Source organism: Ruegeria sp. HKCCSA071 (assembly GCF_017872555.1).
Lineage (GTDB): Bacteria > Pseudomonadota > Alphaproteobacteria > Rhodobacterales > Rhodobacteraceae > Ruegeria.
This window is the reverse complement of record NZ_JAEDOX010000002.1, coordinates 238,993-258,961: the sequence shown is the minus strand read 5'-3', so window position 1 is coordinate 258,961 and position 19,969 is coordinate 238,993. Positions and strand designations below refer to the sequence as shown.

Sequence of the window (19,969 nt, the reverse complement as noted above, 5' to 3'; positions counted from 1 at the left end):
GTTCGGTCATCGCACCTCGACTCGTCCCGTCGCCGTTCGCGCGCGGTTCTGGGGGCGGTACATATCTTCGACCGAGGCCGCCGGATGGTGGAACACGCCCGGTGTGACGGCACGGGCGACATAAGCCAGCGTCACGGTCTGGCGTCCAGACAGGTCAACCGCAGCCAGGAACCTGTCAGAGCGGAACTCGGTATGCGTGGCATCAGACAGATTCAACCAGTCCAGCGACCGTACATCGCCCGATCGCAGCAGGTTCGGGTTGTCGATCTCGATCCCGGCGGCAAGAGGATCGTCTACCATCAGACGCGCCCCACCTTTTTCAAACGGCGTGACCGTCAGAACCGTGACAAACCGATCCCCCACGGCAAAGCGGCTTGCGTCAATCAGATCACCGTCCATCGAATAATACTGCCGTTCGATAGAATAGCCGGTGCCACCGGCCTCAGGCGGATTTTCGGGGATTCCGGTCACCGTCAGGGTGATATCGGTGGCCTGACCTTCGGTCGCAGTGATGTTGACCTCTTCCGCCTGCCCGGATTGCAGAACCTGAACAAAGGGGCCGGAAACTGACGCGCCGTTGACCGTCAAGCCGGACCCTGAAGGGTCTGACACCAGCGCGTGCGCTGCTAACAGGGCCCACGCGGCCTCTTGTGTGGACAGGGGCGTTCGGCCCGTGCTTACCCGTTGGATCAATGCGTTGCGGTCAATCGCCTCGCTGCCCGCATCTACCGCCAGAGTCAACAGGCCCGCCGCATCCCGCAGGCGGGTGCCGTAATCCGCGCGCCAGTGGTTTTCCTGATCGTTCGGCTCCTGTTGCAGCATCCGCGCCGCACGGGCGAACATCGCGTCTGCGCGGGTCTGATCCCCGTACGACGCCAGCGCAGCGCCCAGTTGTGCGGCGGCCAACGGTGTGTCGAAAGCATCCCCTTTGACATCCGCATAATAGCGCAGATCGCCCATCGCCGCCGCGCCTTCCCGCGTCAGAACCATCAGGGCATAGGCAATATCCTGACCGCCTTCGTCGAAGTCCGGCGCGTAATTGACCCGATTGCGCAGGTTATCCATGGCCTGCGCAAAAGCCCGATCCGGCACCGGGTTCCCCTGCGCACGGGCGCGCGACAGGAAATCGGTCACATAGGCGTCCAGCCAGAAATCACCGCTGCCTGCGCGCCACAGGCCAAAGGCACCGTTTGCAGCCTGACGAGTCAGAATGCTTTGGATCGAATCCGTGATGCGCTGATCCACCTCCGGGCCATTCCCCAGCCCCGAGGCCTGCGCGACGGATGACAGGTAAAGCAGCGGCAGTGCCTTGCTGGTGATCTGTTCGGTGCAGCCATAGGGGTAATGGTTCAGCTGATCCAGCAGACCGGGCGTGTCAAATTTGGCCAACGCTCCGGCTGACAGAATGGCCTTGGCCGAGCCAGGTTGAAACCCATCAAAAACATCCTGCGAAAACAGAAAGCTGTCCCCCGCACCCAGCGCAAAGCGCCGCGTCCGGGCAATTACGGGATCGTTGGCCCGCACCGGCATCCGCAGGGTTTGCGACAGATCGCGCCCATCTGGCGTGGTGATGGAAACGCTGATCTCTGGATCGCCAATAACATGGGCCGTTACAGGGATGTCGAACACCGCTTTGCCACCATCCTCCAGCAGAAAGCTTGCCGGTACCGGGCCCAGTTCCAGCCCACCAGTGGTGGTCAGGCCAAGCGCCATGTCTCCGGATGCGCCATCCGCATGGACAATCTCAAGACGCATCCGGCTTTGATCGCCGGGGGCCAGAAACCGCGGCAGGCTGGCGGTAACCACCACCGGATCGCGGACGATCATGTCAGCCTCGGCCTGACCGACGGCTTTTTGGGACCACGCGATGGCCATCAGGCGAACTGTACCATTGAAGGCGGGCAGAGGGATGTCGACCTCAACCTTTCCATCTGCACCGACCTGAACCGGGCCGCTGAACACCGCCATCAGATCTTGCGTCGGTGGCGGGGATTGGCGGCGCATCCCGTTGTCATTGTCGCCGCCAGAGCGAACCGTACCCATCGCTCCGTTCATGCCGTCGATCAGCCGCCCGTAAACATCACGCAGGTCCACACCCAGCCGACGTTGCCCGAAATAGTACTCTTGCGGGTTTGGGCTTTCGAACCCCGTCAGGTTGAGGATGCCCACATCCACAGCGGCAAGGGTCAGCCACACTGGATCATCGCTTATAAAATTTTCGACCCTAACAAGGGCCTTCTGTGTTTGACGGGGCGAGGTAACCTCAGGCACCTCAATGGCAACTGACAGCGTGCGATCCGCGGGATCAATGGCGGCATAGGCGACGCCCATGGCGCGTGCCGGGTTCTGACCACCCGAAACATTCATCGGTCGGATCACTGTGGCCGTGACATAGGCACCTGCCCCCCAATCTTCTGTCACCTCTATCGGGATAACTGTCTCGCCTTCCGTTACGGCAACCATCTGGCGATGGATCAGACGGTTCGACATCACCTCGACCTGAGCGATACCTGCCATGCGCGGAACGATGCGCAGCTGTGCGGTCTCCCCGGCGCGATAGCTGTCGCGATCCAGAGACATCTCAAGCCGGTCAGGCGTGGTCGAAGCATCTGCGGCCTGATACCAGCCTGCGTGGAAATCGACAGCGGTTTCCGTAAAGGTGCCATCAATACGTTGGACCACCAGTTCATAACGGCCCCAGTCCACGGGCTGGGACAACGTCAAAGGATCAGTGGCGACGTCTATCTCTCCGGTGGCAACGCGAGTGCGTCTGGTTGTCGGTTCCCAATTCCAGTTTCCGTAAAGCTGATACCATTGATACCGCGTTTCGATCTTGTTCAGCGTCCAGCGCAGGCGCATCGGTCTGGGGCTCAGGTCGGGTGCAAGGCCGATGATCTGAAACGCTGCCTCGGTACCTTCAGGGATTACGTCCTCGAACAGGGGTTTGACACCGATCACAGGTTGCGGCGGCAGGACAGGAACGCTCAGGCGACGCTCAACAGGTCGGCCCGAACCATCGGCCAGTCGCGCAATAACTTCGGCCTCGATTGGCTTTCCTTCTGTCTCTAACAAAGGGATTTCAACGGCTATGGATGCTTTGCCGTTTGCGTCTGTGCGCGTGTCACCGAAATAGGTGCTTTTGATCGATGTCTCGGCGTCATAGCGGCCAAAGCGATACCCGTCGTAGCCCGACACTGTGTCCGCCGGGCGTGCAATAACCTGACCGTCGATGCTCAGGTCGGACCCTGGAGCACCAAACAGATAGCGCGCGTCGATCGAAAGCGGTGGGCTGTCGCCGGGACGCAGAGGTGCGTCCGGCAGGGTCATCTCAAAATCGATACGTTCCGGCAGGAAATCTTCTACCAGCACTGTTTGTCGCGCCAGCGCATCGCCTTTGGGATCAGACTTGATTTCGATCCGCCAAGCGCCGCGTGGTGCATCTGCCGCAACAGGCAGACGAAAGACATGCCCCCCGGCGACGCCACCATCCGAGACGGTTCGGCGGTATTCCACGCCGTCCGGGCGATACAGGATCGCAATCAGGGGTAGGCCCTCGATAGCCTGCGCCTCACCATCGCGCGACAAGGCGGTGAGGTGGATCACCTCTCCGGCCCGATATGCGCCGCGATCCGTGGCTAGAAAAACATCAACCGGCCCCGCTGGTGCACGCCCTTCAACACCACGATCTGACAGGTCAAAGGCAGGATCGGTCAGGGATAGAAAGCTGAAATCGCTGTCTCCAGTTGACGCCATCACCAGTGCGGGCGCGCTGGCCCCTTTGCCGCGCGTCAGACCGGGATCGAACCTTACATAACCCGATTCATCCGTCCGCGCTTGGGCGATGACCGCATTTGCGCTTGTGACCAGTGAAACCTCGACACCTTCACGGGGTGCCGCGTCGCTCAACCCGCGCACCGTGACGTGCAATCCATCGGTGCCAAGCACGCTGCTGATCCCAAGATCGGACAGAACAAACCATTGCGTCGCGCCCGGGTCGTCATAGGGATCAGCCCCCGGAACACGGGCGGTCAGCGCATAAATGCCAGCGGGCTGATCCGCGATCGCCTCTCCAATAGGCAGGCGCGCAGTCATGGTCTGGTTCAGTTCGTTGGTCACTTCGGCGGTACCGGTCCAGATATCCTCGGCAATCTCTTCGGAAAATTCTGCTTCCTGCCATTCACTGAGCGGGCGACCGAAGAAATCCTGCTGAACCGCGCGCAACAGGTTCCGGTCGCTGACCCTCCGCAGGATCAAGTCCAGTTCGGTGACGTTGACCGTTTCAACGGGCAAAGCAGCATCAGCGGATTTCGGCAGCACGTAGCTGCGCCCGGGAAACCGGACCGAAGGCGCCCGGTCTCGCACGTAATGGGTAAGCTCAATATTGCGGTTCAGCGCCTCGCCCGAGGCGGAGGGTAGGCCTTCGCGTAGCGTCAGGCGATAGCGCTGACCATGGGCGACACCGTCAACGCAAAGCTGCCTGCCCTCAGCCTGTACCACCAACCCGTCATCGAAGCGCTGGACAAACGGGTCATAGTCAACCCCCGCCTTGACCAGCGGTTCTGAAAACTCGACGCAGATCCGCGGTGCAACGGCGTCGCTTTCCACAGAACTGTCGACCACGCGAAAACCGTGTTTCCCGATGGCATCATTCAGCGCGGCCAGTACATCCTCGCGCGGTTGGATTTCCTGGGCCAGCCGCAGCACAGGGATCATATCGCGCCCGCGCTCGACCTCTTCCAGGGCGCGGGCCAATGTCATCAGAGCGGCAATCTGCGTGCCGGGAGTATCGGCGCGCAAGTAGCCATTGGTTGCGGCATTCAGCGCACGGTTGCGCAGATCGCGCCTTTCACTCCAGTCCGGAGAGTTTGTCTGCAACAACAGGCGCGCGTATTCCACCCATAGATCGGGCGCGTCACTGAGCGATACGGCCACACCAGTCCAATTCATCGCCTGCCGCGGGCTGCTCGCGCTGCGCGCCGCGTCCAGAACGTCCTGCAGGTCGTTGCCTTGCGCCATATGAACAAAGCCCAGATCGCGTGCCTGATCTGCGGCCTGCTTCAGGTCGGCGGCGCCAAGTGCGCTTAACGCGTTTGCACGCGTTTTGGCCAATGTTTGGGTCTGATCTGGGGTAGACACCTTCTGCGCGGACACAGCCCCTTGATAGGCCTCTTGCCGGTTTACACCGCTTTTTGGAAAACAGGCATTGGATCGGGTGTTGTAGGTGAACGCGGTGCAAAGCGTATTGGCGGAACAGGCCTGAATGCAGGACTTCAGATCGGTATCGAAAAGGGCGTCCAGATCCGAGCCATAAAAATCTGCGTCCCGCGTCGTGATGTAACGGAATTCAGGCACTGCATCTTGCGCCTGGGTGGCGCTGGGCAGGACCAAAAGCGAAATGACGTAAGCTATTGAAATAAAAACAAAGCGGCGCATGGTGCCCTCCTCTTTGGGCACAGCGTTGCATGGCGTGCGCCTGTTGTGCAACGGCTTAAACAGTTTTTCATCCTCTGTCGGGATGCTGGGTGCAGAACGTTCTGGAATCAATCAAATGAGTCTTGCACATAAATTGGCACAGGAACGGCGCGCGCGCTTGGCAGCTGAACGGATGCTGGCCCTGAAGCAGGCCGAGCTTTCGGCAGCCAATCGCAAACTGGGTCAACATGCCATGGCATTGACCAAACGAATTGGCGAAACGCAGGCTGAGGTTGAAACCGTTCGGGATGAAAACGAAAAGGTCAAATCCGACCTCTGCGTGGCCAACGCCAAGATCGAGGTTGCCGAACGCCGCTTGTGGCACTCGATTCAGACAATACAGGACGGATTTGCCTTTTTTGACGGCGACAACCGGCTGATCGGTGCAAACACCGCGTATCTGAGCGTTTTTGAAGGTCTGGACGAAGTCGTGCCGGGGATATCATACCCCCGTATTCTGCATTTGCTGACGTCAGAAGGTATTGTCGATATCGGGGATGAATCCGCGGAAGACTGGCAGGCCAGAATGCTGGCCCGCTGGAGCCGCGCCAACCCGCCACCAATCGTTATGCAGCTTTGGAACGGTCACTATATCCGTCTGATCGACCAGCGCGGCAGTGGCGGTGATATGGTGAGCCTTGCTCTCAACATCACAGCGTCGGTCCGGCATGAAATCGAGCTTAAGGCGGCGCGCGAGAGGGCCGAAGCAGCAAACCGGGCCAAGTCGGCCTTTCTGGCCAACATGAGCCATGAAATCCGTACACCGATGAACGGCATCGTTGGCATGTCCGAGTTACTGGACGAGACACCGTTGGACGAAGAGCAACGGCTATACGTCAACACGATCCGCAATTCGGGTGAGGCGCTGCTGGTCATCATCAACGACGTTCTGGATTATTCCAAGATTGAGGCGGACAAGCTGGCTCTGCACCCCGAACAGTTTGATCTTGAACGCTGCATTCTTGAGGTTGCGATGCTGCTACAGCCCAGCGTGCGCGATAAGGGGCTGACATTGCTGGTTGATTACGACTTGTTCTTGCCAACCCTTTTTGTGGGCGATCCTGGTCGGATACGGCAGGTTCTGACCAATCTGGTCGGCAACGCCGTCAAGTTCACTTCTGAAGGGTATGTGCTGGTCCGGGTGACCGGGGTGCCCAACCCGGATGCGCAGATCTGCGACATCCATATTGCGATTGAAGATACCGGAGTTGGCATCGACGCCAAGAAAATCGACCACATATTTGGCGAGTTCAATCAGGTCGAAGACGAGCGTAACCGACAGTTTGAAGGCACCGGGCTTGGTCTTGCCATCACCAAGCGGCTGATCACCTTGATGGGCGGCACGGTCTGGGTCGAAAGCGAGCCGGACCAGGGATCCTGTTTCGGTTTTCGCGTGACACTGCCCACGGTAGAAGGCCCGCAACCCGAACCTCCGAACTTGGCGGATTGTTTGAAACATGTCCTGCTGGTCGAAGATCTTGCCGTGAACCGGGCCATTCTTGCCAAGCAGCTTGGACGACTGGGGGCCGAGGTGACGGTTTGCACGTCGGGGACCGAGGCACTGTCGCAGATGAATGATCAGATTGATTTGGTTCTTTGTGACCACGATCTGCCGGACATGGATGGGCTGGACCTTGCGGTTTCACTCAGGGATCGCGGGTGGGGTGATATTCCGGTGGTTGTGATGTCGGCAAACCCCGGTTTGATTCACGCCCATCCTGCCCGTGACCTGATCGACGGTGTCTTGCAGAAACCCATCCCTCGGTCCGAGTTGTATGGCAGGCTGATGGCACTCGACGGCTCATCGTTGGAAAGGGGCCCTTTGGATGTGGGTAAAACAGTCTCTAAAAAGCGAGATTCTGAATCTGCGCACCCCCGACGCATGAGGGTTCTTGCCGCCGAGGACAACCGCACCAACCAATTGATCCTGAAGAAGATGGTCAAGGATCTGAATATCGATCTTCGCTTTGCCTCGAATGGGATTGAAGCGGTTGAGATTTATCAGGCGTTCGAGCCAGATCTGATCTTCATGGATATTTCAATGCCGAAGATGGACGGCAAACAGGCAACAGCGGAAATTCGCAGGCTCGAGGTTGCAACCGGTCGTCACGTTCCCATCGTTGCCCTGACGGCTCATGCCATGGCCGGCGATGATCAGGGAATTCTGTCAGCGGGCTTGGATCACTACCTGACCAAACCGCTACACAAGAACCGCATTCACCAGATGATCCTGCAACACCAACCCGATTGCGTCTGCGCGGTCACAGACACCATACCCAGCGTCAAAATCCGGCGTGAGCGGGACGAAATCCCGGATCCGACCTCGCCGGGCTGACTCTTCAGGCGATTACCACCGGGTTGCAAGTTCAAGTGATCTGGGTTTCAGGCCGAATATGGTCTGACGAAAACGGGTTTATCCGCTTCCGACAGATCAGGGCGGTATTCATAGCCGCCACTGTCGAAATCCAGCAGTCCCTTAGGGTCAATCAAGCGGTGCTGGATGATATACCGCGCCATGGCACCACGCGCCTTTTTGGCAAAAAAGCTCACACTCTTTGGGGTGCCGCCCTTATCTTCCATGAAGACCGGTGTGATGACGCGCAGGTTCAGGGCATTCAAATCCACCGCACCAAAATACTCCTGACTGGCACAATTCACCAGAATGTTGCTGTTAATCTCGGCACCCTGCGCGTTCAGAGCTTTGCTGAGCTGATCGCGCCAGTATTCGTAAAGGTTCTTCCCTCTTCGGGTTTTCAGCTTGCTGCCCATCTCAAGCCGGTAGGGCTGGATTGCGTCGAGTGGCCGCAACACACCATAAAGGCCGGAAAGGATGCGCAAGTGGTCTTGCGCCCATGACAGCTCGTCTTCGTCCAGCGAAGCAGCTTCAAGCCCTTGATATGTGTCGCCAGCAAAAGCAAGCGCAGCCGGGCGTGTGGCCTTTGCGTCAGGTGCATCCGAAAAAGCGCGATACCGGTCGCGGTTCAGGCGTGCCAGATCGTCGCTCAGGTCCATCAGCTTTTTCAGATCACCCAGTGTCAGGTTGCGGGCGGTTTTGGACAGCCGGATCGCATCATCCTGAAAGTCGGGCTGCGTTACCCCTACACTCCGCTCGGCCCAGTCCAGCCGTTTGGCCGGGGAAATCACGATCAGCATATCCGCCCTCTTTCTTGCCTGCTTTGGGGGTATCTAGCCCGCCTCACGCAGCACGTCCAGAAAAGCAGCGCCAAACCTTTCGTGACGCCGATCACCCAGCACCTGCGCAATCCCACGGGGATCGTCGGGGCGCAGTTGCGCGACCTTTGCCAATTGCGAGGCCGAGCAGGTCAGGGGCTTGTCGATCCCGTCCGGTCCGCGCGACAGCAAGGACTGAACTTCCATCAATCGGTCGTAAATCTCAGCCTGATCGCGTCCAGCCAGTTTTCGGCGCGCCGGATGAACACTTCTTGCTTCGCCCGCGATCACTTCAAGGAACGTGTTGCCGTAGCGTTCCAGCTTTTTGGCACCAATACCGCCGATCCGGGCCATATCGTCCAGCGTTACAGGGCGCTTTTCCGCCATCTCGATAAGCGTACGGTCCGGAAAGATGACATAGGCCGGAACACGTGCAGCTTCGGACAGGGCACGGCGTTTGGCCTTGAGCGCGGATAGCAGCGGGGCGTCTTCTTCGGACACCATTGCCTTGACCGCAGGCCGACGGACCGCATTGCGCAGCGTATCCTTGCGCAGGGTGATTTGCGTCTCGCCTTTCAGAATTGGTTTGGCCGCCTCGGTCATGCGCAATGCACCGTGACGTTCAGGGTCGGGGCGGACCAGGTCGTGTCCCATCATCTGGCGGAAAATGGCCTGCCATTTCGGGCGCGTCCAATCCTTTCCGATGCCAAAAGTGGACAAATCCTCGTGGCGGCGGGCGCGGATTTTGTCGGTCTCATTTCCCAGCAGGATATCGATCAAATGGCCTGTCCCGAACCATTCCTCGGTCCGCAGGATCGCGGACAGGGCCATGCGTACCGGAGTTGTGCCATCGAAAACTTCGGGCGGGCTGTCGCACAGATCGCATTTGCCGCAGGGTCCTGTGGTCTCGCCAAAGTAACTCAACAATGTCTGACGGCGGCATTCCAACGCCTCGGCCAGACCCAGCAAGGCATTCAGACGCGCATGATCGGCCATGCGGCGCTCGGGCGGCGCTAGACCCTCGTCAATCTGTGATCGCCGCAGGCGAATGTCATCGGGGCCGAACAGGGTCAGCGTTTCGGCCGGGCCGCCATCGCGCCCGGCGCGTCCGATTTCCTGATAATAGGCTTCGATCGATTTGGGCAGGTCTGCATGGGCGACCCAACGGATATCGGGCTTGTCGATGCCCATGCCAAAAGCCACGGTTGCGACGACGATCAACTCGTCCTCGCGTGCGAAACGGGTTTCGACAATGCGGCGGTCCTCGGCCTCCATCCCGCCGTGATAGTGGCAAGCCGAGTGCCCCTCGGTGCGCAGGGCCTGAGCAATCACCTCGGTTTTGTTTCTGGTGCCACAGTAAACGATGCCGGACTGGCCTTTGCGCGCATCTGCGAAATCAAGGATCTGCTTGCGCGGCCCGTCTTTTGCGGCAAAGGCCAGATGAATGTTGGGCCGGTCAAATCCGCGCAGAAATTTGCGTGGCTCAATGCCATCGAACAGTTTTTCGACAATCTCATCCTGCGTTTCTGCGTCCGCGGTGGCGGTAAACGCGGCCAGCGGAACTTTCAGGGCGCGCCGCAACTCTCCGATCCGCAGGTAATCAGGGCGAAAGTCATGCCCCCATTGACTGACACAATGGGCTTCGTCCACGGCGATCAGGCTGACGTTGATCCGACGGAGCATCCCAAGCGCAGACCCGGCAGCCAGACGTTCGGGTGCCATGTAAAGCAGCTTTAGCCGCCCGTCCTCCAGCGCGTCCCAGACGGCCTCGGTTTCCTCGGGCGTGTTGCCGGATGTCAGCGCACCAGCCTCGACCCCGGCCTCTTGCAAGCCGCGCACCTGATCGCGCATCAGGGCAATGAGCGGAGATATAACCACCGTCACCCCATCGCGGAGCAGGGCGGGGAGTTGAAAACATAAGGATTTGCCGCCACCTGTAGGCATGATCGCCAGCACGTTTTCGCCTGCCGTCACGGCGTCGACAATCTCTGCCTGCCCGGGGCGGAAGGCGTCGAATCCAAAGACATCTCGCAGCAAGGGTGCGGCGTCGAACATATGCGGGGGTGCCCTGTTTTAAGGTTTATCTGCTCTTAAGGCAGGACAATCACATACTAAGATTCAGTGAACAAGTGGTCAGTAGAAATAGGGCGCGTTGTTGATAAGGATAATCCGCAAGGCATAGACGCCGATCAGCACCACCAGCGGGGTCAAATCCAACCCACCCATATTGGGTAGAACGCGGCGGATCGGCCCGTAAATAGGCTCTAATATCCGATTTAATCCGTACCAGATTTGTGCAACCAGTTGTTGGTGCAGGTTGAGCACCTGAAAGTTGATCAGCCAACTCATGATCACATGGGCCAGAATGATGAACCAGACAATGTCCAGGATCAGCAGCAGGATTTGGATCAGCGACAGCATGGGCACTCCGTTTTCTAGTTGGTCGAGACCTAAGCACCCTTTCAGCAAAGAGCAAGTAGGCTGAACTCTGCGCTTGCGAATTGCGCCAAAGCCCCGTCTTATGACCGCAACAAGAAAACAGGGGCAGAAATGGCAGAAATATCCAAGCGCAGGCGTATCTGGGGTTGGTGGTTCTTTGATTGGGCCAGTCAGCCCTATCACACCCTTTTGGTCACGTTCGTGTTCGGCCCTTATTTCGCGGGCGTCGCTGCGGAGTACTATCTGGCATCCGGCCTGGACGCAGGGTCTGCAGACGCACAGGCACAGGTGGTCTGGGCCAACTGCATGACCATAGTCGGTTTGATTATTGCCTTCGGTGCACCGCTGATGGGGGCGATGGCTGATGTGTCGGGTCGGCGCATCCCTTGGATATTCGCCTTTTCCGTGATGTACGCCGTAGGTTCCGGCGCGCTTTGGTACACGATGCCCGATGGCTCGAACATGTGGTTGATGCTGTCTGCCTTCGGTCTGGGTTTCATCGGTGCGGAATACGCCCTGATTTTCATCAATTCCCAACTGCCCGATCTGGGCGATGACAGCGAAGTGGGCGAAATCTCCGGCTCGGGCTTTGCTTTTGGCTATTTCGGCGGCCTGATCTCGCTGGCGATCATGCTTGCCCTGTTTGTGGAGCAGGTCAACGGCAAAACGCTGATCGGAATGGACCCCTTGTTTGGGCTGGATGCGTCGCAACAGCAGGGCACGCGCTTTGTTGGGCCGTTTACTGCCGGGTGGTTCATCTTGTTCATGGTGCCCTACTTCCTTTGGGTCCATGACGACGAAACGACAAACAAAAAGGGCAGCGTTGCCGAGGCGCTGCGACTGTTGGCGAAATCAGTGTCTAACCTGCGCCATCGCACCAGTTTGGCCAGTTACCTGGGTTCATCCATGTTCTATCGGGATGCGCTGAACGGGCTTTATAGTTTTGGCGGGGTCTATGCCCGGCTGGTGTTGGAATGGGACCTGATCAAGATCGGTGTTTTCGGCATTGTTAGTGTTCTGGCCGCAGCGGCATTTTCCTGGGTGGGCGGCAAGCTGGACAAGAAATATGGCCCCAAGCCCGTGATCATCGTTGCGATCTGGGTGTTGATCCTTGTCTGCATCACCATCGTTTCAATGGACCGGTCCCAGATATTCGGTATCGCCATGTCCGAAGGGTCAGGCTTGCCGGATATGATTTTCTTTGGTTGCGGTATCCTGATCGGAGGCATGGGCGGTATTCTGCAATCCTGTAGCCGGTCGATGATGGTCCGGCATACGGACCCGGCAACCCCCGTCGAAAGCTTTGGCCTTTACGGTCTGTCGGGTCGCGCCACCGCCTTTGCTGCGCCACTTCTGATCGGGATCGCCACCTCGGTGACAGGAAGTGCTCGTCTGGGGGTGTCACCCATCGTTCTGTTGTTTATTCTGGGGCTATTCCTGATGCGCTGGGTGAGACCGGAAGGGGATCAGAGCAGATGATAATAAAACGTTTTTTGATTATATTGGCTGCGCTTGCTATTGCTGGCACTGCGACGGCAGAACCGCTGGCAAAGCAGTTGTTCGGGGCGCAGAAACAAAGTTCACGGCAAAAACCGGCCGCATTCGGCAGTTATTCGCGCGGATGTGCTGCGGGGGCAGTTCAACTGCCTGAAACGGGGCCTACATGGCAGGCTATGCGCCTGTCACGCAATCGCAACTGGGGGCATCCGCAGGCGATTGACTACGTGCAGGACCTCAGCAGGTTTGCAGCCAGTCAACCGGGATGGAACGGTCTGTATATCGGGGATATCAGCCAACCACGCGGTGGGCCGATGACCTCGGGCCATCGCAGCCATCAGCTGGGGCTGGACATCGATATCTGGATGTTGCCGGGCGAAAACATGCGCCTGAGCCGCAAGTCGCGCGAAAACATCTCGTCTATCTCGCTTCGTCGTTCCAATGGCGCTTACGTCAACGGAAACTGGACCAAGCAGCATCATGCGCTGTTGCGCGAAGCGGCAAAAGACAAACGCGTCGCCCGGATTTTCGTGTTTCCTGGGGCCAAGGTTCAGATGTGCGATGACGAAAAAGGCAATCGTGCCTATCTGCGGAAAATCAGGCCCTGGTGGGGGCATCACTATCATTTCCACGTGCGCTTGAACTGCCCCAGAGGGTCAAAGGGTTGCGTGAATCAAGACCCACCCCCCAAAGGCGATGGCTGCGCCGAGGCCCGGCAATGGGTGCAAAACATTTTGAACCCGCCGCCACCTGATCCGAATGCACCGCCGCCGAAGAAACGCCGGGAATACGTTCTGGCCGACTTACCGCAACAATGCTCCGCCGTTTTGCAATCCAACTGAGTGCTGCGCTGATCCTTGCCCCGGTGGCTGCTGCGCTGGATGTGAAATCCGCTGCCCACCTGAACAGTTTCGCGTGGCACTATCCAGCAAGTTGGTTTGGCGGATTTTCTGCGCTTCACGTCTCGGATGACGGACGCCAGATGATTGCGCTTAGCGACCGGGCGCGGATCGTGACTGCGCGGATTGAGCGGCGCGAAGGCCGGATCGCGGATATTCACGTACTTGGTCAATGGCCGGTGCTGTCCAGCAATGGGCATGTCATGAAAGGCGGCGTCGGCGATTCCGAAGGCATCGCGGTGACGCCGGATGGCAGTATTTTCATCTCGTTCGAAGGGGTGCATCGTGTCGCGTTTTACGCCGCCCCAGGCTCCAGCGCGCGCGTATTGCCGCGCCCGAATGCGTTTCGGGGCCTCGCCGACAATGGTTCGTTTGAAGCTCTGGCCATTGGTGGGCGCGGCTGGCTTTACACTTTGCCGGAAAAGAACCGAACCGCTAAAGGGGACATTCCGGTTTACCGTTGGAATGGCGACACATGGTCAACCCCGTTTGTTCTGCCACAGCGCGGCGGCTTTAAACCCGTTGCCGCGGATTTCGGTCCCGATGGGCGGTTTTACGTTTTGGAACGCAAGGTATCCTTGGTCGGTTTCCGATCACGACTGCGGCGATGGGACGTGGTGAACGAGAAACCAGACGCCGAGGAAACCCTGTTCGAAACCGGAACGGGCGCGCATGACAACCTCGAAGGATTGTCGGTCTGGCGCGACGGGCAGGGCCGGTTGCGCGCCACAATGATCTCGGATGACAACTTTCTGGCGTTGCAGCGGACCGAACTTGTGGAATACCTGCTGCCCGATTGACAGGGCGCAGGCAAAGGTCTAAAGGCACGGCTTGCCTTGGGACGGTCCCTTGGCCAAGTCGCCGCTACCTTGTCAAAACGGGCATCAAAACATGCAACGTAACTTCATTCCCGGCATTATTGCCATGGCCACCATTGTTGTGGCGTCGAACATTCTGGTCCAGTTCCTGATCCTTGACGGGCTGCTGACTTGGGGTGCTTTCACCTATCCGCTGGCCTTTCTGGTCACAGACATCATGAACCGCGTCTATGGCGTGGGTCCGGCCCGCAAGGTCGTGTTTGCCGGATTTGTCACCGGTGTTATCTGTTCGCTGATCGGTAGCCAGATCATGTTGCAGGGTGACGGGTTCACCTATGCTGCCGTACCTCTGCGCATCGCAGTTGCTTCGGGAACGGCTTTCCTGATCGCGCAACTGACGGATGTCACCGTGTTCAATTCCCTGCGCGAAGGTCGCTGGTGGCGTGCACCGCTGGTGTCGACGCTGGTGGGGTCTGCACTGGATACTGCGATCTTCTTCACCCTCGCTTTTTCGGCCTCGGTCGCCTTCTTCGGTGCCAATGCTGACGCCGCAATTAATTGGGCGTGGGAGCCGGTACCCTTCATGTTGTCCGGCCCGGTGGTTCCGCTTTGGGTGACGCTGGCTTTTGCGGACTGGTTGGTGAAGCTTTCGCTGGCGCTGATCGCCCTGATTCCATTCAAGGTGATCGTTGCGCGGCTGACTGTACAGCCTGTGTAAAAAAACGCTTTGAGAATGGCACAACTTGTGGCACGCTTCTTTTCAACCGCAACAGATAGAAAAGGAGGTGATCCAGTGTCGAGAAAGAGATTGGAGAGAGGTGTCGGAACAACCGGGGGGATCGCCCGTTAGGGCAGCCCTTGGCGGAGCGCTCGCTCCGGCTGGTCGATTGATCTAACCGACCCGACCTCCTGAACTTTCGAAGGGCCGTCCCGCTGGGGTGGCCCTTTTTGTTGCCGTCACCCACTGGGGGTGGTCAAAACTTACCATGCGCGGAGGCTGGCTGCGTTCGACGCAGCATAAAGCTTGGTCGCGGCAACGGCGTGAATACATATCGTCAAAGCTTCGGTGTCTGGCCGCGTGCACTTGATGTCTGGCAAAGCTGCCGCGCGGCCTGACCCGGATATCCTTCTTCCTCGCTTTCATCGAACACGACATAGGCGGCATAAGCGAATCTGGGTGCCGTTTCGATCAACTTGAGCCAGCCTTTGCGAAGTTCCGGTTTGACAACACGCCGTGGGAAATATCCGGCCGAGGGAACCGACCGAAGATATTGCAGGCCGAGGGTGCCAATGCCCAGCTGAAGGCGCGGCGCATCAAGTTCCGGAAAGTTCAGCATATGATCGGCGCGAAACTCCGGGCCCCAGTCTATCAGGATATAAGCGTTGCCCAGATCAGCGGGCAGGGCTTCCGGGCCGCTGCTGACAAGGACAAACTCGTCCTCGAAAAGCTGGAGCGCGGTCAAGCCCGGTGCGTTTCGCGGCCGGTACATGATGGCAAGATCCAGGCTGCCTTCCTCGATCTCGCGCGTGAGTGTTTCCGACGGGGCCGCTGTCGCCCGGATGGCGACGTCAGGTAGTGCCGCCATCAACTCGGGCAGGGCGTTGATCAGATAGCCGTCCCAAAGGCTTGGTGTTGCGCCGATTTCCAAAGCAGCCGCCATCGAAGCCGGCAGACCGGCATCCAGCTTGGCCTGTGTCCACGTTCGCACCAGAACCTGCGCATGTTTGAGGAAATGCCGCCCGGCAATGGTCAGGGTCGCACCGGACTTGCTACGTTCAAAAACGGGCTGTCCAAGCTGTTGTTCGAGCGTTCGGATCCGCATACTGACGGTCGATTGCGTAACATGGACCTTGTCCGCTGCGTCAAGAAAAGTGCCGGTTTCAACGACCGCAAGGAAGGTTCGGGCGAGTTCAATGTCCATCGTTCACCTATTTGAATCTTCGATATTATGGGCGATATAAATTCGTTATTCAACGCTATGCGAATGTGCGATACATGCCGTGTAGCGCGAAAGTGCCCCCACCGGATCGGACCGCCAATCAACAGTTTTCATCGTATAGTGGACAACCCGATCTGCGGAACAGGTGCAATCTGTCTGCCGTAGATAAGCCTCCGACACCCAAGCGCTGCACCAACCCCTCAATGGGTAAACCGCCCATTCCCTGATGGAGAACAAAATGAGTCGAGTTTCTGTTGTTGCTCTGCTCGCGTCATTCCTTGCCCTTCCGGCCGTTGCCTTGCCGGTGGGACTGGACACGGACGGTGATGGTCTGGCTTCGCTGACCGAGCTACAGACAAAGTATCCCGATATTACCAGTGAGAGCTTTGCCGAAATTGACACGGATGCCGATGGTTTCCTCAATGACGAAGAAATGGTCGCCGCGGTCGAGGCCGAGTTGCTTCCTGATCCCAAGGGTGACGAATAAGCCAGGGTTGCCGTGAACATGAGAAATCTCACTCCACCCTACAGGTGGATGCTTGCCGGGATGGGTATCTGGTTAGTGCTGTCCCCATTTGTACTGTTCAGCCAGAAAACCCTAGCTCACGGTTCGTCTGACCGTGAGTCGCTCGCCTTCATGACGATCGGTATTGGTGTGTTGGTCATGTCAGGTGCTAGCGGCCGGGGCCACCTTCTCGCACGGGTGGCTCCGGTATTGGCGGTCGGGGCATTGCTGATCGCCGCGCCCGAGGTGCTGCATTTTACCGGTCACGGTGTGGCAGTGGCAAATGCTTGGCTCACGGGATCTGCGCTGATCTCGCTCGCCGCTTGGGAGGCGCTGGCGGGCAATAGATTGCGTGCGATCCTGTAGGCTGGCGCGGGGTAGGCAACTGCCCCGCGTTTCTTTTGGCTCCAGCGTCTAAATGATCTCGTCTTCATCAAACATCGGATCGCCGTCAAGCTGGCTGGCAATCGTATCGACCCGCATTTCGACATCCGAGCCGGTCGTTTCCGCAATATGAAACAGGGCGTCGCCCTCATGAACGACAGGCAGATTTGTGCGCCCTACGATGATACCCGTGGTTTCGCAGATGATATCGGTCCTGAGTTCACCGAACGGGTCGGAAATGCGTCCAAGCAGGTCACCGGAAGCCACATATTCTCCGGTCGCTTTGAAAGTCCGCAACAAGCCACCGGCGGGCGCGCGCATCCACGAGCTTGACCGGACGTGGACAGGCTTTTCGCGCACAGCGGCGATACCGCGCTTGGCAACCATGCCCTTTGCGTTCATCACACGAAGGATGCCTGCAACCCCCGCCCGCGCAGACAGTTCGTCGAAACGCAGACCTTCACCACCCTCGAACAGCAGGATATCCACACCACGCTCTTGCGCGGCCTTACGCAGCGACCCGTCGCGCAGCTTTGAGATCATCACCACGGGCGCACCGAAGGCATCCGCGTATTCAAGGGTAACATCCGAAGCCGGCGAGACGCGGATCTGCGGCAGATTGGTGCGGTGAATCGCGGCAGAATGAAGATCAATCCCCAGATCCGACCGCTCGACGATCTCGGTCATGAAAAGATGCGCCAGCCGACCGGCCAGCGACCCTCCCTCACTGCCGGGGAAGGATCGGTTCAGGTCGCGCCGGTCGGGAAGGTATCGGGAATGGGTCATGAAACCAAAGGCATTCACGATCGGGATAACCAGCAAGGTACCCGCAAGCTTGTCAAGCTGTGGCGCCCGAAGCAGCCGCCGTGCGATCTCCACGCCGATCACCTCATCGCCGTGAACGGCGGCACTGACAAACAGGACCGGTCCGGGGCGGCGACCGTGAACCACGTGTACTGACATGCTTACCGGTGTGTGATCCGACAGTACGCTAACCGGCAAATCCAGAGTGGTTCGTGTGCCGGGCGGTACGCGAAAACCTCCGATTTCAAAGGGACCGCGCATCAGCTCTACCCACGGCCTCGAGTCTTCGTGTTGCCTTTGGCTGCATTCTTTTCGAGAAACTCGATGATTTTGCCCGCGACATCAATGCCGGTAGCCTTTTCAACACCTTCAAGCCCAGGCGAAGAGTTTACTTCCATCACCACGGCGCCGTGATTGGCGCGCAGCATATCGACACCGCACACATTGAGACCCATGGCCTTGGCCGCACGCACGGCTGTCGAGCGTTCCTCGGGCGAGATTTTGATAGGCTTGGCGCTGCCACCGCGATGCAGGTTTGATCTGAACTCGCCCTCGGCCCCTTTTCGCTGCATTGCCGCGATCACCCTTCCACCGACCACAAGCGCACGAATATCCGTGCCGCCTGCTTCCTTGATGAATTCCTGTACCATGATGTTGACCTTGGCGCCGCGAAACGCCTCGACCACGGATTTTGCCGACCGGTTTGAATCCGCAAGCACCACGCCGATGCCTTGCGTGCCCTCCAGCAGCTTGACCACCAGCGGAGCGTCCCCGGCCAGTTTGAGGACTTCGTCGGTCTGTTTCGGGTCATGCGCGAAGGTGGTGACCGGCAATCCGATCCCGTCCCGCGCCATCAGCTGCATGGATCGCAACTTGTCGCGGGATCTGCCAATCGCAACCGACTCGTTGAGCGGAAAGACACCCATGATCTCGAACTGCCGCAACACGGCCAGCCCATAGAATGTGACCGAAGCGCCAATCCGCGGGATCACCGCGTCATAGCGCCCAAGCTTTTTGCCGTCGTAATAAACCTCGGGTCGACGCGACGCGATATTCATGTAACAGCGCAGCGTGTTCACAATATCCAACTGGTGCCCGCGTTGTTCAGCAGCCTCTTTCAGACGCTGGTGGGAATACAGGTTTGGGTTCCGGGCAAGCATGACAAATTTCATTAGCGTCGTCCCTCTGCGTCCTTGGATCTTGTCTTGCTCTTCACCTTTTTCGGGTCTTTTCGTGCATCCAGAAGATATGAGTGGCCGGGATCGACAAGAATCCCACGCCTTCGAATGGCCGTACGGCCAAGGATCAGATCAAACTCCATCTTCGCACGGTTGGCCAGCGAAACGTCGATCAGCCAGCGATGTCGCCCTAGCAAAAGCTGTGTTCTGACAATCAACCGGCGTTCCGGAATGCCGCCTGTGTTCTTGATTTCCCGCTCGTCTACAACTCGGGTGCGCACCCGGCCCGATGAACGGCGGTTATGGACCGGGATCATGAACTCGACCCATCGTTCACCATCAACCTCGAATACGGTCTGGTCCACGGCATGCAGTGCTGCGGTTCTGGCGCCTGTGTCTATCTTTGCGGGAATATGCTCAATCCCGAACTCGGGCAGGCTGATCCGTTCGCGCCATCCTATGACTTCGGGGTATCCTGTTTTCTTAGCCATGGCGACTAAGCCACGCAGTCATCATTGGCGCGCCGGTAATTCACAAACGAATTCGCGCTCATCACCACGTAAAAACTATCCATATCGATTAACACGTACCCAAGTTCAAAAAGTGCGATCGACAGGGCGCGGATATCTGCTTCATACAAACGCCTGCGCCCGGCGATCCGACGCACCAGCTTCTCCGGGATGCGATACCGCCCGCTGGCCTTGCCGCCAAACTCCTGATCGTACAAGGCGGCCAGATGTTCGGCTGCGGCGGATATCCAGTCATTTTCCTGCATACACCTTCTTATTAAGCAGAAAATTTTTTGTCTATAGACAAATTTTATCTGCTATATGGGCAAGACCAAGAATCTTATACCCCCATA

Annotated in this window: 16 protein-coding genes; 7 read left to right on the top strand and 9 right to left on the bottom strand. The window is 58.4% G+C overall.

The features are described from left to right. Nucleotides 1-6 precede the first annotated feature (6 nt). Nucleotides 7-5,433, bottom strand: a complete 5,427-nt coding sequence (locus I9188_RS09240) for an alpha-2-macroglobulin family protein (RefSeq protein WP_209505188.1) — start codon at nucleotides 5,431-5,433, stop codon at nucleotides 7-9. A gap of 115 nt (nucleotides 5,434-5,548) precedes the next feature. On the opposite strand from I9188_RS09240, the gene I9188_RS09235 reads away from it, so the two are divergent. After that, nucleotides 5,549-7,807: a response regulator gene (locus I9188_RS09235; RefSeq protein WP_209505187.1), complete on the top strand. Its 2,259-nt coding sequence runs from the start codon at nucleotides 5,549-5,551 to the stop codon at nucleotides 7,805-7,807. Nucleotides 7,808-7,854: 47 nt separating this feature from the next. On the opposite strand, the gene yaaA is transcribed toward I9188_RS09235, so the two are convergent. From yaaA to I9188_RS09220, 3 genes are all read right to left on the bottom strand, one after another. Next, the gene (gene yaaA / locus I9188_RS09230; protein WP_209505186.1) at nucleotides 7,855-8,625 is read right to left on the bottom strand and encodes a peroxide stress protein YaaA; all 771 of its coding nucleotides are present in this window, start codon (nucleotides 8,623-8,625) and stop codon (nucleotides 7,855-7,857) included. A gap of 33 nt (nucleotides 8,626-8,658) precedes the next feature. Next, nucleotides 8,659-10,698 (bottom strand): DNA helicase RecQ, encoded by a 2,040-nt coding sequence (gene recQ / locus I9188_RS09225; protein ID WP_209505185.1) that lies wholly within the window; start codon nucleotides 10,696-10,698, stop codon nucleotides 8,659-8,661. 78 nt (nucleotides 10,699-10,776) lie between these two features. Beyond that, nucleotides 10,777-11,064, bottom strand: coding sequence for a YggT family protein (locus I9188_RS09220; RefSeq protein ID WP_170382138.1), 288 nt, complete (start codon nucleotides 11,062-11,064; stop codon nucleotides 10,777-10,779). 129 nt (nucleotides 11,065-11,193) lie between these two features. Between I9188_RS09220 and I9188_RS09215 the strand changes: the two genes are divergently transcribed. From I9188_RS09215 to I9188_RS09200, 4 genes are all read left to right on the top strand, one after another. Then, nucleotides 11,194-12,561, top strand: a complete 1,368-nt coding sequence (locus I9188_RS09215) for an MFS transporter (protein WP_209505184.1) — start codon at nucleotides 11,194-11,196, stop codon at nucleotides 12,559-12,561. Further along, entirely contained in the window at nucleotides 12,558-13,421 is an 864-nt protein-coding gene (gene mepA, locus I9188_RS09210; RefSeq protein WP_209505183.1) for a penicillin-insensitive murein endopeptidase, read from the top strand. Before I9188_RS09215 ends, mepA begins: the two co-directional genes overlap by 4 nt. Further along, entirely contained in the window at nucleotides 13,394-14,278 is an 885-nt protein-coding gene (locus tag I9188_RS09205; RefSeq protein WP_209505182.1) for an esterase-like activity of phytase family protein, read from the top strand. Before mepA ends, I9188_RS09205 begins: the two co-directional genes overlap by 28 nt. A gap of 91 nt (nucleotides 14,279-14,369) precedes the next feature. Next, nucleotides 14,370-15,014 (top strand): queuosine precursor transporter, encoded by a 645-nt coding sequence (locus tag I9188_RS09200; protein WP_209505181.1) that lies wholly within the window; start codon nucleotides 14,370-14,372, stop codon nucleotides 15,012-15,014. A gap of 337 nt (nucleotides 15,015-15,351) precedes the next feature. On the opposite strand, the gene I9188_RS09195 is transcribed toward I9188_RS09200, so the two are convergent. Further along, nucleotides 15,352-16,218: a LysR family transcriptional regulator gene (locus I9188_RS09195; protein ID WP_209505180.1), complete on the bottom strand. Its 867-nt coding sequence runs from the start codon at nucleotides 16,216-16,218 to the stop codon at nucleotides 15,352-15,354. Nucleotides 16,219-16,474: 256 nt separating this feature from the next. On the opposite strand from I9188_RS09195, the gene I9188_RS09190 reads away from it, so the two are divergent. Both I9188_RS09190 and I9188_RS09185 read left to right on the top strand, forming a co-directional pair. Beyond that, complete coding sequence (locus I9188_RS09190; protein ID WP_209505179.1) at nucleotides 16,475-16,723, top strand: hypothetical protein; 249 nt, start codon at nucleotides 16,475-16,477, stop codon at nucleotides 16,721-16,723. A 60-nt stretch (nucleotides 16,724-16,783) separates the two neighbouring features. Further along, complete coding sequence (locus I9188_RS09185; protein ID WP_209505178.1) at nucleotides 16,784-17,107, top strand: SPW repeat protein; 324 nt, start codon at nucleotides 16,784-16,786, stop codon at nucleotides 17,105-17,107. 48 nt (nucleotides 17,108-17,155) lie between these two features. On the opposite strand, the gene I9188_RS09180 is transcribed toward I9188_RS09185, so the two are convergent. The 4 genes from I9188_RS09180 to I9188_RS09165 are packed head-to-tail and all read right to left on the bottom strand — an operon-like array spanning nucleotide 17,156 to nucleotide 19,882. Then, the gene (locus I9188_RS09180) at nucleotides 17,156-18,190 is read right to left on the bottom strand and encodes a succinylglutamate desuccinylase/aspartoacylase family protein (protein WP_209505177.1); all 1,035 of its coding nucleotides are present in this window, start codon (nucleotides 18,188-18,190) and stop codon (nucleotides 17,156-17,158) included. Between the two features lie 5 nt (nucleotides 18,191-18,195). Next, nucleotides 18,196-19,101, bottom strand: coding sequence for a 30S ribosomal protein S6--L-glutamate ligase (rimK, locus tag I9188_RS09175; protein ID WP_209505176.1), 906 nt, complete (start codon nucleotides 19,099-19,101; stop codon nucleotides 18,196-18,198). Beyond that, nucleotides 19,101-19,598 carry a RimK/LysX family protein gene (locus tag I9188_RS09170; protein WP_209505175.1) on the bottom strand — a complete coding sequence of 166 codons (498 nt, stop codon included), beginning with the start codon at nucleotides 19,596-19,598 and terminating at the stop codon, nucleotides 19,101-19,103. The genes rimK and I9188_RS09170 overlap by 1 nt, the downstream gene beginning before the upstream one ends. A 5-nt stretch (nucleotides 19,599-19,603) precedes the next feature. Beyond that, entirely contained in the window at nucleotides 19,604-19,882 is a 279-nt protein-coding gene (locus I9188_RS09165; protein WP_209505174.1) for a hypothetical protein, read from the bottom strand. Nucleotides 19,883-19,969 lie beyond the last annotated feature (87 nt).

What these genes read in the sequence shown, in the direction of transcription:
- I9188_RS09240 (WP_209505188.1), bottom strand. Translation starts at nt 5,433, where the DNA reads ATGCGCCGCTTTGTTTTTATTTCAATAGCTTACGTCATTTCGCTTTTG.
- I9188_RS09235 (WP_209505187.1), top strand. Translation starts at nt 5,549, where the DNA reads ATGAGTCTTGCACATAAATTGGCACAGGAACGGCGCGCGCGCTTGGCA.
- yaaA (WP_209505186.1), bottom strand. Translation starts at nt 8,625, where the DNA reads ATGCTGATCGTGATTTCCCCGGCCAAACGGCTGGACTGGGCCGAGCGG.
- recQ (WP_209505185.1), bottom strand. Translation starts at nt 10,698, where the DNA reads ATGTTCGACGCCGCACCCTTGCTGCGAGATGTCTTTGGATTCGACGCC.
- I9188_RS09220 (WP_170382138.1), bottom strand. Translation starts at nt 11,064, where the DNA reads ATGCTGTCGCTGATCCAAATCCTGCTGCTGATCCTGGACATTGTCTGG.
- I9188_RS09215 (WP_209505184.1), top strand. Translation starts at nt 11,194, where the DNA reads ATGGCAGAAATATCCAAGCGCAGGCGTATCTGGGGTTGGTGGTTCTTT.
- mepA (WP_209505183.1), top strand. Translation starts at nt 12,558, where the DNA reads ATGATAATAAAACGTTTTTTGATTATATTGGCTGCGCTTGCTATTGCT.
- I9188_RS09205 (WP_209505182.1), top strand. Translation starts at nt 13,394, where the DNA reads ATGCTCCGCCGTTTTGCAATCCAACTGAGTGCTGCGCTGATCCTTGCC.
- I9188_RS09200 (WP_209505181.1), top strand. Translation starts at nt 14,370, where the DNA reads ATGCAACGTAACTTCATTCCCGGCATTATTGCCATGGCCACCATTGTT.
- I9188_RS09195 (WP_209505180.1), bottom strand. Translation starts at nt 16,218, where the DNA reads ATGGACATTGAACTCGCCCGAACCTTCCTTGCGGTCGTTGAAACCGGC.
- I9188_RS09190 (WP_209505179.1), top strand. Translation starts at nt 16,475, where the DNA reads ATGAGTCGAGTTTCTGTTGTTGCTCTGCTCGCGTCATTCCTTGCCCTT.
- I9188_RS09185 (WP_209505178.1), top strand. Translation starts at nt 16,784, where the DNA reads ATGGGTATCTGGTTAGTGCTGTCCCCATTTGTACTGTTCAGCCAGAAA.
- I9188_RS09180 (WP_209505177.1), bottom strand. Translation starts at nt 18,190, where the DNA reads ATGCGCGGTCCCTTTGAAATCGGAGGTTTTCGCGTACCGCCCGGCACA.
- rimK (WP_209505176.1), bottom strand. Translation starts at nt 19,101, where the DNA reads ATGAAATTTGTCATGCTTGCCCGGAACCCAAACCTGTATTCCCACCAG.
- I9188_RS09170 (WP_209505175.1), bottom strand. Translation starts at nt 19,598, where the DNA reads ATGGCTAAGAAAACAGGATACCCCGAAGTCATAGGATGGCGCGAACGG.
- I9188_RS09165 (WP_209505174.1), bottom strand. Translation starts at nt 19,882, where the DNA reads ATGCAGGAAAATGACTGGATATCCGCCGCAGCCGAACATCTGGCCGCC.